We start from the raw sequence: 13,601 nt of genomic DNA, 5'->3' as shown, positions 1-13,601 counted from the left end.
TCAAGGCATAATTAATTTCAGGGGGCTGTAGCTCAGTTGGATAGAGCGACGGTTTCCTAAACCGTAGGTCGTGGGTTCGAGTCCCGCCAGCCCCGTGAGAAAAAGGAATGAAAACTAAAAATATGTAGTCCTATATGTGGTGGGTGTGCAAAATCCTTACTCTCTCGCTAGCGTTGATATAGTGAATCAGTCAAGATGGCCCAGCTTCACGATCTTCGCTTGCGATTACTTGTTCAACAAGAGAGTGAGCAAATATCTAGATCGCAACCAAGTGATTTAGATTTATCAATTGTTCAAGCTAGATGCTTATGTTGGTTAACACTTTTGGCTGAAGCGCACGAAGATCAAGCTAATGATGCAGAAGGAAGAGGTGATACAGAGCAAGCCATGGGATGGTTCGCAGATTCAATGAGATTACGTGATGTTATTCAAGTTGTTACTAGCGTTGAAATACCTTTGCCTGAAAGCTCTGATGCCGATAATAATGATGTTGAAGGAGACTTCTTTAATGATGAGCCCCCTATGATGGCCTAAAAAATGCAATTATGGTTATGAGCTGCCTTGATCAAGGTGCCTGAAGAACCATGCCAATGTCCAGATTGCCTAAGATTTTATCGGGAACATGATCGTTTGATTAGGGAATTCCCCACTTTGCGTAAACAACAAGAGATTAATTGGGCTGCTCTTCAATCTTTTAGAACATTATGTGGAAGAGTTTTAGAAGAGTTGCAAAAAAAATTTAATTCAAATTCATCCAATAAATCTGAGGGAAATAGTCACAAAGGGTCTATTGAAAAAAAAGAAAAATATATTACACAAGTAATATCTGATCTAGAGAATGTTAACGCTCATTTATATTCCATTGAGGCTTTAATGGAAAGAGTTTTCGATGTTAAAGTTCCCGAGGAAGTTGAGGATATATTTAGAGAGGTTGCTGGTGAACTGGCTCCAGACCCTTTAAATATTGATAGATTAAGATTAAATAGATTATTACATCAAACCCCTGACTTGCCTGAAAAGTAGGGATTTATTTTTCACAACTTATTTCTACTGGTAACGGTTCAACTTTCCAGATAGATTGACAATATTCCCTAATAGACCTGTCTGAAGAGAAAAACCCTGATCTTGCCGTATTTAATAATGCCATGCGATTCCATTTTTGACTCTTTTTCCAGGCCTTACTAACCTCATCTTGTGCACGAAGGTAATCATCAAAATCTGCCATCACAAAGAAAGGATCATTCCCAGTCAAAATATTAATTATCGGTCTAAATAGCTCACTATCACCATTACTAAAATGCCCAACTTCTATTAATTTTAAAGTCTCTTGTAGTTCATTTGATTTGGAAATAAAGTTATTTGGACGATACCCTTGATCTCTTAATTCCACGATCTCTGACTCTGTTTTCCCAAACAAAAAGAAGTTTTCTTCTCCTACTCTTTCTCTGATTTCTACATTTGCTCCATCAAGGGTTCCAATTGTTAAGGCACCATTCATGGCGAATTTCATATTTCCAGTACCTGAAGCTTCTTTGCCAGCAGTTGAAATTTGTTCGGAAAGATCAGTCGCTGGATATACTTGCTCACCTAGCTTTACATTGTAATCAGGCAGAAAAACTACCCTTAGTAATCCCTCCATATCTGGATCTGCATTAACTACATCAGCTATGCCATTTATGAATCTAATCATCAATTTGGCCATGAAATAACCAGGCGCAGCTTTACCCCCAAAAATGATCGTACGGGGTGCAATATTTTTTGTTAATCCATTTTTAATCCTCAGATATTGTGCTATCACTTGCAAAGCATTTAAGTGCTGTCTTTTATATTGGTGAATTCTTTTAACTTGAACATCAAATAAACTAGATGGATCTACAAGAACACCAGTTTGTCGATGTATGTAACCAGCAAGTTTTCTTTTCCCAGATAATTTGGCTGAAGCAAATAGATCTAAAAAATTAGAGTCATTTTCTTTTTTTTCTAATTCACGTAATAGATCCATATTGGTAATCCAATTGGGACCAATTTCTTTGTCAAGAAGTTTAGAAAGTTCAGGATTTGCTAGAGCTACCCATCTACGAGGGGTCACGCCGTTTGTGACGTTAGTGAATTTTTCAGGCCATAGCTCTGCAAATTCAGGTAGTAATTGCCTCTTGATTAAATCTGAATGTAACGCAGCTACTCCATTTACATGATGTGCTCCAATTGTCGCTAAATGAGCCATTCGAATAGCTTTTCCACCTTCTTCATCAATAATTGAAAGTTTACGTAAAATCGAATCGTTTCCTGGATACTTAAGTCTTACTTGTTGCAGGAATCTCCTGTTAATCTCATATATAAGTTCCAGATGCCTGGGTAATAAATTTCTAAAAAGGCTGAGGTCCCATTTCTCAAGAGCTTCAGGTAGCAAAGTATGGTTTGTGTAAGCAACAGATCTATTAGTGATTTCCCATGCTTTATCCCAATCCAATCGATATTGATCGATTAATAGTCTCATTAACTCAGCAACAGCAATCGCTGGATGGGTGTCATTAAGTTGAACAGTCCAATGATCTGGAAATTCATCGACAGGTATTGATCGCTTTTCTAAACTTCGCAGCATATCTTGCAGAGAGCAACTTACAAAAAAGTGTTGTTGCTTCAAGCGCAATCTTCTTCCTTCATCAGTTCCATCATTCGGATATAACACCTTTGAAAGGGTTTCTGAGGCTACTTTCTCTTCAACAGCACCGTAGTAATCTCCAATGTTGAAAGCATAAAAATCAAAACTTTCGGTTGCATCAGCTCTCCATAACCTCAAGCGATCACAACTATTAACTCTGTAACCAAGTACAGGTACATCATGTGGAACACCTATCGCATGTTCGCTTGGAATCCATCTGGATCGATAATTTCCATTGTCGTCTGTGTAACTCTCTGTCTGTCCACCAAAACCGACTAAACAAGCTTCGTCTGGTTGTGGTAATTCCCAAGGCCACCCACCTTTCAGCCATTTATCAGTAACTTCCACTTGCCAACCATCTCTGATTAATTGGTTGAAAATTCCAAATTCGTACCTTATTCCGTAACCAACTGCAGGGACCTGAAGACTTGCGAGTGACTCCATGTAACAAGCTGCCAGTCTACCCAAGCCTCCATTTCCGAGCCCAGGCTCTTCCTCAACTTCCAAAATGTCATTCAGAGATTCAATTCCAAACCTTTTAAGAGCTTCTTCTGCTTCTTTTTTTATCCCTAGATTTAATAAATTATTGTTAAGTTGAGGTCCTATTAGAAATTCAGCGGAAAGATATGCGACTGTTTTTTGAGGTCTTGCCCGTATTGTCTCCTGACTTGTGAGATATCTGCTCATCAATCTGTCTCTAACAGCAAAACTTAAAGCCATGTAGAGATCTCGAAGACTTGCTGATGTAGCTAGTTTTCCAAGAGTGAAAAAAAGATGCTCAGTCATTCCATCGAAGACTGCATCAGCATCCATGCCAGCCCTAACAGGATCTGCATAGCATCCTGGGGTCGGCAGACGCAGATCTATAGACTGGGAGCTGCTCATAAAGGCATCAAATGTTTTTGGACGCTAGCCAATATCGACCAAGTAAGCTGTTAGTAACTTCAGATCCACACCTTACGATTTAAGTAACCTTTGATACTTGAACCAAAGAGGCCCCATGATTAGGTAATTTATGTCATACAAGAAAAGGCTTTTGCTGGAAACCTGATGGTATTAACTCCTTTAGTCTCGGTACTAAATACGCATGATGTAGAGGTTGCGGAAACTCTAATTGGGGTCATTAACTTCTTAATGATTTTTGTTGCTGCAAGGACTTTGGCGGAAATCCTGGTGCGACTAAGTTTGCCGACAATTGTTGGAGAACTTCTTGCAGGGGTTTTAATTGGTGCATCAGGATTACATCTTTTATTGCCGCCCAGTGCACATGCTGAATTAAACCAAGGCTTTGTATCTCTGATAAGTTCTCTTGCATCAATACCAAAAGAAGCAGTTCCGGATATCTATTTTGAAACTTTTCCTTCATTACAAGCAGTCGCAACATTAGGGCTTTATGCATTGCTATTTCTTACTGGTTTGGAGAGTGAATTAGAAGAATTAGTGGCAGTGGGAGCACAAGCCTTCACAGTTGCAATGGCAGGAGTGATTTTGCCATTCGCTTTTGGAACCTTCGGACTAATGTTTATTTTCCAAGTAGATATTATTCCTGCGATATTTGCTGGTGCGTCCATGACAGCTACAAGCATAGGGATAACAGCAAGTGTTTTTGGTGAGCTTGGCTATCTAAAAACGCGTGAGGGTCAGATTGTTATAGGTGCAGCCGTGCTGGATGACATTCTTGGAATTGTGATTCTTGCCGTTGTAGTTGCTCTTGCAACAGGGGGTTCGCTTCAAATAGCCCCTATTGTCAAGTTGGTTTTGGCTGCAACTGTTTTTGTTATTGCTGCAATTGCCTTGAGTAGAACAGCTGCTCCAGCTTTTGATTGGTTACTAGAAAGGCTAAAAGCGCCAGGTGCTGTTGTGGTCGCATCTTTTGTGATATTGGTTTTAAGTTGTTTCATTGCCACTGCAATTGGTCTAGAAGCAGCATTGGGGGCCTTCGCGGCAGGGTTGATTCTCAGTAGTTCAAAGAATAATCACGCGATACAACAATCTGTTTTGCCCTTAGTTTCACTATTTGCAACAATTTTTTTCGTATTAGTTGGTGCTGGAATGGATCTTTCAGTAATCAACCCTTTAGATCCCGAGAGTCGATCTGCTCTAATTGTGGCAGGTTTCCTTTTTCTTGTCGCAATTGTTGGAAAGATTGCAGCTGGATGGTCATTCATTATTGATAAACCAACAAATCGATTAGTTGTTGGGTTGGGAATGATGCCTAGAGGTGAGGTTGGTTTGATTTTTCTTGGCTTGGGAACAAGTGCTGGTTTGCTTACCCCCTCTCTTGAGGCTGCAATTTTGTTGATGGTTATTGGAACAACATTTTTGGCTCCTGTTCTTCTTAGAGTTGTCTTGAAAGATAAGCCACCCTCAGGAGGTAATTCAATTCCCGATGAGGTTGCTGCGGATCCGGTGGGATTAGTCTAAAAACTTTTAAATTTCTAATTTTTTTAGGTGAGGAAATTTCGAAAAAAAGAAATAAAATTACAAATCTATTTTTATCAATGATTTACTAATATCTATTTATGTCAGTTTATTCTTAAATGGTTTCCTCAGTAGTAAAAAAAAATCTTTCTGAATGGAAATTTTTAGGACATTCTGTTCACAGCTTGAGCATTATACCTGCTTCGCACAAAACCAAGAGTGATAAGGAAAAAGGACCGGCGATTCTTTTAATCCATGGCTTTGGTGCATCAACAACACATTGGAGGCATAATTTACCAGTACTCGGGAAGAAATATGAAGTTCACGCCTTAGATCTTTTGGGCTTTGGTAAAAGTTCTAAACCTGGAGGTCTTTCTTATGGAGGTCCACTTTGGAAAGACCAAATAGTCTCGTACGTAAAAGAAAACATTCGGAGACCAACAATACTTGTGGGCAACTCCCTTGGGGGATATGCAGCGCTTGCAAGCGGCGCTGCATTGGGTACTGATGCAGCAGGTGTTGTGTTATTAAATGCAGCTGGTTATTTCAGTGAAGACAAAAAGCCGACTAAAGGATTTTGGGCTACTGCTAGAAAAACTTTTGCTGGGATCTTTCTCAAAAATGTTTTATTGCAAAGGATAATTTTTGAAAATCTCAGACAGCCCTCGACGATTAAGCGTACTTTGAATCAAGTTTATATAGACACAACGAACGTTGATGATGAATTGGTAGAAGCTATCCGAAAACCATCTTTGGATGCTGGGGCTTTCAATGTCTTCAAAAGTGTTTTTGATCCTGCAGGGCCTCAGGGTAGACCACTGGATGAATTGTTTGCTCAGTTGAAAGCACCACTGTTACTTCTCTGGGGCAATCGAGACCCTTGGATGAATGCACCTGGTAAAAGAGCAACCTATAAAAAACACACCCCAGTAAATACAAAAGAAGTTGTTTTAGATGCTGGTCATTGTCCTCATGATGAAGTTCCCGATCAGGTTAATTCTGCTCTCTTAGAATGGGTTGATCAGCTGTAACCCATGCCCGTCAGTTTTGCGAAGAGGACAAATCCTTATCCTCATTGGGAATATTCAAATACTGAATACGACTCATCTATAAGAATTGTTCCTGAAAGAGGAGGATTGATTACTCAATGGCGAAGTGAAGGCAAAGACCTTTTGTATTTTGATTTAGATCGTTTTCTTGATGAAGACAAAAGTGTTAGAGGTGGAATACCTATCCTTTTCCCCATCTGTGGTGATTTATCTGAAAGTTATTTAATTGGTGGTAAAAAGCATTGTTTGAAACAGCACGGATTCGCAAGAGATTTGCCTTGGTCAATTGATTTATTAGAAGATAAATTAGGAATCAGACTAAAGCTAGTTGATTCAGAGGATTCGCTGTCTTGTTTCCCTTTCTTTTTTACCTTGTTGATGGACGTTTCCTTGAAAGAAAAAACTCTTCATATATCTGTTAAGATTTACAATCAGGGTCGAGATTGTATGCCCTTTGGTTTTGGGCTGCATCCATACTTTAAAGTTTCAAATTTACAAAAAATAAAAATTGATGGTTTGCCTGAAAAGTGTGTTGATCAAACAAATATGAAAGTTACGAATTCCTCTGACCAAATAAGAATTTTAGACAAAGGAGTTGATTTTCTTTCTTACCCTTCTGGTTCGGTTAAACTATATGATTTTCAATCTAGAAACGTAATTGAATTAATTCATCAAGACCCAATGGACACAAACGTAATATGGACTGATCCACCAAGGCAAATGGTTTGTCTTGAGCCTTGGACTAGCCCAAGGAATTCATTGGTAACTGGAGATCGAAAACTTGAAATTAAACCAGAAGAATATTCAGAATTATTTGCTACTTTTATGCATAATTCTTTTTAATTATTTAGTTATTGACGCGTATAATTCGTAACTAATTGAATTTTAATTATAATTTTTGTACGACAAATATTTCAATATTTTTTTCGTTTTTGCATCTATGATCAATATATTATAGATTCATCATTCATGAATTTGTGATGAATAATGTTAGGAGCAGATGTTTCCTCTCCAGGCGTACTTAATATTGACGACCTCCGGTCTAGAGCAAAGAATCGTCTTCCGGCGATGGTTTTTAACTATATAGATAGTGGTGCAGATAGAGAACAAACACTTTCACAAAATTGCAACGCATATAATGAAATTTTATTTAGACCTAGATGTGCAGTTTCTGTTCCATCGTGTGATCTTGGAATATCTGTTTTAGATCAGAAATTTCAACTTCCTTTCTTGTTGGGACCAGTAGGGAGTAGCAGGATGTTTTATCCCCAAGGAGAAGTAGTTGCGGCTAGAGAGGCAGGCAAAGCAGGAACAGGATATACATTGTCGACTCTCTCAGGTTGTTTATTGGAGGATGTTAAAGCGGCTACAAACGGTCCAGCTTGGTATCAGCTTTATTTACTAGGTGGTAAAGAAGTTGCGTTAAAAACAATCGCTAGAGCTAAAGAGTCAGGATTCTCAGCAATAGTTGTAACCATTGATACGCCCGTATCTGGTTTAAGGGAAAGAGATATGCGATCAGGAACCCAACAGCTTTTATCAATGAATCCTTTTGAAATGCTTCCATATATTCCTCAAATATTAGTTAAACCGTGCTGGATGACTCAATGGTTGAGTGATGGCGGATTAATGAGTTTTCCAAATGTTCAACTTGATGATGGCCCTATGAGATATACGGCAATTGGACCTGCTTTAGAACAATCAGTTGTTACTTGGGAGGATCTTCAATGGATACGCGAAGCGTGGGGTGGAAAAATTATTGTTAAAGGAATACATATTGGTGATGACGCAAAAAAAGCGGTAGAGCTAGGTGCTGATGCGATCGTTATTTCTAATCATGGAGCCAGGCAACTTGATAGCGTTGCACCCACGATCCGTGTTTTACCAGAAATTTTAGCTGCAGTAGATGGAAAGATAGATGTGTTGCTAGATGGAGGTATTCGCAGAGGTAGTGATGTAGTTAAAGCATTATGTCTTGGCGCGAAAGGAGTTTTGATAGGTAGAGCCTATGCGTATGGACTTGCCGCTGCAGGAGGTAAAGGTGTTGCCAGAGCTATAGAAATTCTTCAAACGGATATAGTTAGAACAATGAAACTATTAGGTTGTGCGTCTGTTGCCGATTTAAATAAGTCTTATATTCAAGTTCCTGAAAGTTGGAAAAGATTCGAATGAATCGTTGATTAAATAATAGATTAATGCAATATGAAAATAATTATTTTTGATGATGATCCAACTGGATCTCAAACTGTTTATGGATGCCCATTATTATTCAATTGGGATGAACAAACTCTAGAGAAAGCATTTCTAAAATCTTCGCCTTTGATATTTATACTCGCTAATACAAGATCTTTATCTTCTGTTTTGGCTGTCCAAAAAACCAGAGAAATATGCTCATCTATAAAAAAGTTTTTTTTAAGAAAAGGTTTTTCCAAAGATGATTATTTTTATATTAGTAGAGGAGATTCAACATTACGTGGTCATGGTGTTTTAGAACCTGCAATTCTTGCGGAAGAATTAGGACCATTTCATGCAACATTTCACATTCCAGCTTTTTTGGAAGGTGGAAGAACAACTGAGAATGGTATTCATTATTTAAATGGAATACCAGTTCATAAGACGGATTTTGGCCGTGATAATATTTTTGGATTTTCTACTAGTGATTTAGCTAAATGGATTGAAGAAAAAAGTTTTGGAAAGATACAGGCGGGAAATGTCTTGCACATTGAAATTAAAGAATTAGATATGGCCTTTAACAATGAGGATGGCTTTAAATCTCTTTTAAGCTTTTTGTCTAAATTAGAAAATAACATTTCAGTAGTTGTTGATGCTAAATCACCTCATCATTTAAAAACCTTAGCCAGGGCGATTAAAGTAGTTTCTCGAGAAAAAAAATTTCTTTTCAGAACAGCAGCAAGCTTTATCAACTCTTTATCTGAATTACCCCCTAATCCTAAAGGTACTGCAGATTTAGTGTCTTTAAAATCGAAAAATAATCAGCTTGAATATAAGCCAGGTTTGATAATGGTTGGCTCTCATGTGCAATTAGCGACAGATCAATTAGAGGTTTTAATGAAAGATAAGCTCTGTGAAGGTTTAGAAATACCAGTCAGTAAATTAGCTGATATTTTTGCTTTAGAAGATTCTCAAGAAGAAATCTTAAAGCTGGAGAAGATATTATTATCAAAAATAGATGATATATTGGATATAAAAAAAGTACCTGTTCTATATACTTCCAGAGAAGAAATTAAGTTTTCTTCTTACTCAAGAAGAATGAATTTTGGATTGGAACTTGCAGAGTTCATGGCGATTCTAGTTGGAAAAATAAACAATAAGTTTGGTTATATTATTAGTAAAGGAGGTATTACAACACAACTTTTGCTTCAAAAAGGGTTAAATTTTAATCAGGTAGATTTAAAAGGTCAAATATTACCAGGATTGTCAATAGTAAAAAGCACCTCTAATCAATATGATTTACCAGTAGTTACTTTTCCAGGTAATCTAGGCAATGATCAAACACTTCTCGAGTCCTTTAAATTGATGGAGTCAAAATCTTAATTTTGGGGATTTTAAAAAATATTTAATTAAAATCTTTCAATAATAGATTTAGCAAAATCACTACAACTAAGAGGAGCTACGCGTGGTTCCATTAATCGTGCCAGATCATAAGTAACTTGTTTATCTGAAATAGATTTGCTCAAACCATTTGTAATCAATTTTGCTGCCTCATGCCAACCTAAATATTCCAGCATCATTACTCCACTAAGTATTACTGAACCTGGATTGATTCTGTCTAAACCTGCATGTTTTGGAGCTGTTCCATGGGTGGCCTCGAAAATAGCCGCAGTATCTCCTATGTTTGCTCCTGGTGCCATCCCCAGTCCACCAACAATTGCTGCGGCCGCATCTGAGATGTAATCACCATTTAAATTGAGAGTTGCAAGGATGGAATACTCTTGAGGGCGAGTTTGAATTTGTTGAAAAATACTGTCTGCGATTCGGTCATCAACCATCACCATGTTCTTCCATTTTCCATTGCCATGACTAACACCAATGCTTGTTAGAACTGAATCAACTTCATCACAAATGGCTTTCTTTTTCTCTTCTGTTAAAGATGAATAACCTGGATCAATTAACTCAGCATTCTCCTCGTTAGTGATGTCAGAATTTTTTTCTAGATTATCTAAAATCCAACTTTCTCTCTCTGTGACGCATACATTCCTGAATTCTGTGGTTGCTAATTCGTATCCCCAATCTCTGAAAGCTCCTTCAGTAAATTTCATGATATTTCCTTTATGAACTAATGTCACGTGTCTTTTGTTCCCCTCAAGATTGAGTGCATGTTTAATCGCTCGCCTGATATGTCTTTGACTACCACTTTTGCTTACAGGCTTAATTCCGATTCCTGCTCCGTTAGGAATTTTCCTGTTTTTTAGTTTTTGGCTGGCTGGAATTATTTCATTATTGAGTTGATCAATTAATTTGATGCATTCGGGATCATCAGATTCCCATTCAATGCCCATATAGATATCTTCAGTATTTTCTCGATATACAATTACATCTAAATCTTGCGGCTTTTTATGAGGGCTTGGAGTTCCTTCATAATATTTGCAAGGTCTAACGCATGAATATAAATCAAAAATCTGTCTTAAAGATACGTTTAAAGATCGAATCCCTCCGCCTACTGGCGTTGTTAAAGGTCCTTTGATTGCAATGCCGTAAGTTCTTATCGCCTCAAGAGTGTCATTTGGTAAGTATTGATAGGTTCCATATAAGTCGCAAGCTTCATCACCCGCATAGATTTTGAACCATTCTATGGATCTGTTTTTTCCATATGCTTTTTTAATGGCTTGATCGATTACTAATTGTGTAGCAGGCCAAATATCTATTCCTGTTCCATCACCTCGGATAAATGGAATAATTGGATGATCTGGGACTACTGGGTTTCCATCAACAAAAGTAATTTTTTGGCCTTCTAATGGGGCAATGAGCTTTTCAAAATTTGTCATAATTTTTATTCACGGATTAATAGATCTAATGTCGAGCTTATGTCTAAGTGGTAAGTTTTGATTAAATGATTTTAAACTCATGGCAGTAGCCTTGGCTAGGCAACTTCGTGAAGGGACTAAAAAGTCTCATACGATGGCTGAGAATACAGGTTTTATAAGTTGTTTTCTCAAGGGAGTAGTTGATAAGTCCTCATACAGAAATTTATTAGCTGATTTATATTTTGTTTACTCTGCGATGGAGGAGGAGATAGAAAAACTTTGTGAAAATTCTCATCCGATAATTTCTCCAATTGGATTTAAAGAGCTTTTTCGCAAGGAAAAATTGGAACAAGATCTTTCGTTCTACTTTGGTAGTAAGTGGTCGGAATTGGTAAAACCCTCTAAGCCAGCTGTTGAATATGAAGCAAGAATTAGACAAATTGCTAAAGATCATCCAGAACTTTTAATTGGGCATCATTACAGCAGATATATAGGTGACTTATCTGGGGGACAGCTTTTGAAAACCATCACTAAAAAAGCCATGAATCTCCCTGGGGATGAGGGACTTAGCTTTTATATTTTTGAGGATATTAGAGATGAAAAAGAATTTAAAATCAAGTATCGAAATACCTTGGATAATCTTCCGATTGATCAAAAGATAGCAGATTCAATTATTGAAGAAGCTAATAGATCTTTTAAATACAATATGGATATTTTTAATGAATTAGAAGGAAATTTAATTGCTGCTATTGGAAAAGTTTTATTTAGATTTTTTGCAAATAAAAAGCGAAAAGGTAGTACCGAGTAGTGAAATTAATTTTTTCTAAAGATTATTCCTTTCTTTAAAATCAGTATCTATTAAGATATCTATTAGAATGGTAAAAATTTTTGAATTTATTCGTTTTAACTGATTTAATCACTTTCATAGAAAGAAAATTATTAAATCCTCTAAGGAGATGACTATATATGTTTGATGATCTTTTAAGTGAATTAAATAAAAATATTCTTGATCATGGCGGTCAGAATTTGATTGTTCCCGATGAATTTTGTGAACGCGTTTCTAAAAAAGGCAATCATAAACTGAATAGCTGGTTATGGGATGTTCCTGGATTTCGAAGATGGAGAGTGACCAGATTAGATGCAGGAGATCGTCTTCAAGTATTAAATTCAGTTGCTTATCCTCATGATCAAAATGATATGCCAATTATGGGCATTGATCTTCTATGGTTTGAAAAAAAAGAAAAGCTAGTTGCTATTCTTGACTTTCAGCCTCTTGTTCAAGATAAAGAATATTTTGATAGATACTTTGATGGCTTAAAAAGCATAAAAAAATCTTTTAATGAGTTTAATTCTGATATGAAAAGTAATATATATGATCCAAACAAGTACTTCTCACCATGGGCTTTATTTTGCAAAGGTGGTTATTTTGAAGCAGATAATATTTTACCAAAAGTTTTTACCTCTTTTCTTAAATGTTATTGGCTTAATCTAGATTTATCTAAAGTTAATGAAAATTATATTAAATCGCAAGAGATAAGCTTATTGCATATGGATTATAATAAATATAGTGCTGAAAAAGATCCAGCTCATGGTTTGTTTTCTGGCTTTTTTGGCAAAGAATGGTCAGAGAAATATATGAATGAGTTTTTATTTCCTTTAACCCTATAAATATTAATTCTACATTTTTATCTCTAAATGCAAAGTAACCGAAATAATAGTCTTGCCCCTATTTCAATAAGTAATTGGCGTTGGGCTTATTTCTTGGATGAAACTATTAAGAAGTTTTCTATTTTTGGACCTAATCCTTATCCGATAAATAATGCATTTCTTTTCAAAGAATCATTATTTGGGTCAAGTTCTAATCCTAAAAAAGTTATTCTGGAAACGTGGGGTCTAAAGACGGAAAAAATACGACAGGCTAGATGTGCATGCCTGCAAGCTGGTGAAATCACTTCTGTCATGAATTTGGTAATCTCACCTTTCAATAATTATGATTTACCTTTTTTTGGAGCCGATTTTGTAACACTTCCAAATGGTCATCTTATTGCTTTAGATCTTCAACCTGCTTTAAATGACGATATAAATCATACTCAACATGTTTGGAATAAGTTAAAACCCATACATGCTAATTGGCAATCAAAACTACCACCAGGAGGTGACATTCCTCCTGAGGCGATTCAATATTTTTCGCCTGCTTTTCTTTGGTCTAGAATTCCACTAGGAGAAGAAGGTGATACATTAATTAGTCAGATAATTAAACCTGCTTTTGGTGAATACTTGAATTGTTTCTTTGATTTAGTGAGAGATGCAAAAATGATTTCTAAGGAAAGATCTTTAAAAATCTTAAATGGTCAAAAAGAATATATGCGATACAGGGCAAAAAAAGATCCTGCAAGAGGTATGTTAAGAGGCTTTTTTGGAGAAAAATGGACTGAAAGCTATATAAATAATATTCTTTTTGATCTAAAATAAATAATATAAATA

Annotated in this window: 12 protein-coding genes and 1 tRNA gene; 11 read left to right on the top strand and 2 right to left on the bottom strand. The window is 36.6% G+C overall.

Annotated elements, in window-relative coordinates:
• Positions 1-21: 21 nt before the first annotated feature.
• From AC6EIY_RS06865 to AC6EIY_RS06855, 3 genes are all read left to right on the top strand, one after another.
• Positions 22-95, top strand: a tRNA-Arg gene (locus AC6EIY_RS06865).
• A gap of 100 nt (positions 96-195) precedes the next feature.
• Entirely contained in the window at positions 196-534 is a 339-nt protein-coding gene (locus AC6EIY_RS06860; protein WP_498506208.1) for a DUF8670 family protein, read from the top strand.
• A 36-nt stretch (positions 535-570) separates the two neighbouring features.
• Positions 571-1,023 carry a DUF8661 family protein gene (locus AC6EIY_RS06855; protein WP_498506207.1) on the top strand — a complete coding sequence of 151 codons (453 nt, stop codon included), beginning with the start codon at positions 571-573 and terminating at the stop codon, positions 1,021-1,023.
• Between the two features lie 4 nt (positions 1,024-1,027).
• Here AC6EIY_RS06855 and AC6EIY_RS06850 read toward each other — a convergent pair whose 3' ends face one another.
• On the bottom strand, positions 1,028-3,547 hold the full coding sequence (locus AC6EIY_RS06850) for a glycogen/starch/alpha-glucan phosphorylase (protein WP_498506206.1): 2,520 nt from the start codon (positions 3,545-3,547) through the stop codon (positions 1,028-1,030).
• Between the two features lie 165 nt (positions 3,548-3,712).
• On the opposite strand from AC6EIY_RS06850, the gene AC6EIY_RS06845 reads away from it, so the two are divergent.
• From AC6EIY_RS06845 to AC6EIY_RS06825, 5 genes are all read left to right on the top strand, one after another.
• Positions 3,713-5,086, top strand: a complete 1,374-nt coding sequence (locus AC6EIY_RS06845) for a cation:proton antiporter (RefSeq protein ID WP_498506205.1) — start codon at positions 3,713-3,715, stop codon at positions 5,084-5,086.
• A gap of 116 nt (positions 5,087-5,202) precedes the next feature.
• Entirely contained in the window at positions 5,203-6,114 is a 912-nt protein-coding gene (locus tag AC6EIY_RS06840) for an alpha/beta fold hydrolase (protein WP_498506204.1), read from the top strand.
• A gap of 3 nt (positions 6,115-6,117) precedes the next feature.
• Positions 6,118-6,975 carry an aldose epimerase family protein gene (locus AC6EIY_RS06835; protein WP_498506203.1) on the top strand — a complete coding sequence of 286 codons (858 nt, stop codon included), beginning with the start codon at positions 6,118-6,120 and terminating at the stop codon, positions 6,973-6,975.
• Positions 6,976-7,119: 144 nt separating this feature from the next.
• On the top strand, positions 7,120-8,304 hold the full coding sequence (locus AC6EIY_RS06830; RefSeq protein ID WP_498506202.1) for an alpha-hydroxy acid oxidase: 1,185 nt from the start codon (positions 7,120-7,122) through the stop codon (positions 8,302-8,304).
• 30 nt (positions 8,305-8,334) lie between these two features.
• A complete protein-coding gene (locus AC6EIY_RS06825) occupies positions 8,335-9,687 on the top strand; it encodes a four-carbon acid sugar kinase family protein (RefSeq protein WP_498506201.1) in 1,353 nt (450 codons plus the stop codon).
• Between the two features lie 26 nt (positions 9,688-9,713).
• Here AC6EIY_RS06825 and AC6EIY_RS06820 read toward each other — a convergent pair whose 3' ends face one another.
• Entirely contained in the window at positions 9,714-11,138 is a 1,425-nt protein-coding gene (locus AC6EIY_RS06820) for an NADP-dependent isocitrate dehydrogenase (protein ID WP_498506200.1), read from the bottom strand.
• A gap of 79 nt (positions 11,139-11,217) precedes the next feature.
• On the opposite strand from AC6EIY_RS06820, the gene AC6EIY_RS06815 reads away from it, so the two are divergent.
• The 3 genes from AC6EIY_RS06815 (at position 11,218) to AC6EIY_RS06805 (ending at position 13,589) form a co-directional block, all read left to right on the top strand.
• Positions 11,218-11,925 (top strand): biliverdin-producing heme oxygenase, encoded by a 708-nt coding sequence (locus AC6EIY_RS06815; protein ID WP_498506199.1) that lies wholly within the window; start codon positions 11,218-11,220, stop codon positions 11,923-11,925.
• 158 nt (positions 11,926-12,083) lie between these two features.
• A complete protein-coding gene (locus AC6EIY_RS06810) occupies positions 12,084-12,785 on the top strand; it encodes a 15,16-dihydrobiliverdin:ferredoxin oxidoreductase (RefSeq protein ID WP_498506198.1) in 702 nt (233 codons plus the stop codon).
• Positions 12,786-12,812: 27 nt separating this feature from the next.
• A complete protein-coding gene (locus AC6EIY_RS06805) occupies positions 12,813-13,589 on the top strand; it encodes a phycoerythrobilin:ferredoxin oxidoreductase (RefSeq protein WP_498506197.1) in 777 nt (258 codons plus the stop codon).
• Positions 13,590-13,601: the final 12 nt, after the last annotated feature.

It is taken from the genome of Prochlorococcus sp. MIT2304, from assembly GCF_059772405.1.
The sequence above is the reverse complement of the archived record's forward strand: the minus strand, read 5'-3'. Positions and strand labels throughout refer to the sequence as shown.

Excerpts from the sequence above, each read along its gene's own strand:
- AC6EIY_RS06860 (WP_498506208.1), top strand. The coding sequence starts at position 196 with ATGGCCCAGCTTCACGATCTTCGCTTGCGATTACTTGTTCAACAAGAG.
- AC6EIY_RS06850 (WP_498506206.1), bottom strand. The coding sequence starts at position 3,547 with ATGAGCAGCTCCCAGTCTATAGATCTGCGTCTGCCGACCCCAGGATGC.
- AC6EIY_RS06845 (WP_498506205.1), top strand. The coding sequence starts at position 3,713 with ATGGTATTAACTCCTTTAGTCTCGGTACTAAATACGCATGATGTAGAG.
- AC6EIY_RS06840 (WP_498506204.1), top strand. The coding sequence starts at position 5,203 with ATGGTTTCCTCAGTAGTAAAAAAAAATCTTTCTGAATGGAAATTTTTA.
- AC6EIY_RS06835 (WP_498506203.1), top strand. The coding sequence starts at position 6,118 with ATGCCCGTCAGTTTTGCGAAGAGGACAAATCCTTATCCTCATTGGGAA.
- AC6EIY_RS06830 (WP_498506202.1), top strand. The coding sequence starts at position 7,120 with ATGTTAGGAGCAGATGTTTCCTCTCCAGGCGTACTTAATATTGACGAC.
- AC6EIY_RS06825 (WP_498506201.1), top strand. The coding sequence starts at position 8,335 with ATGAAAATAATTATTTTTGATGATGATCCAACTGGATCTCAAACTGTT.
- AC6EIY_RS06820 (WP_498506200.1), bottom strand. The coding sequence starts at position 11,138 with ATGACAAATTTTGAAAAGCTCATTGCCCCATTAGAAGGCCAAAAAATT.
- AC6EIY_RS06815 (WP_498506199.1), top strand. The coding sequence starts at position 11,218 with ATGGCAGTAGCCTTGGCTAGGCAACTTCGTGAAGGGACTAAAAAGTCT.
- AC6EIY_RS06810 (WP_498506198.1), top strand. The coding sequence starts at position 12,084 with ATGTTTGATGATCTTTTAAGTGAATTAAATAAAAATATTCTTGATCAT.
- AC6EIY_RS06805 (WP_498506197.1), top strand. The coding sequence starts at position 12,813 with ATGCAAAGTAACCGAAATAATAGTCTTGCCCCTATTTCAATAAGTAAT.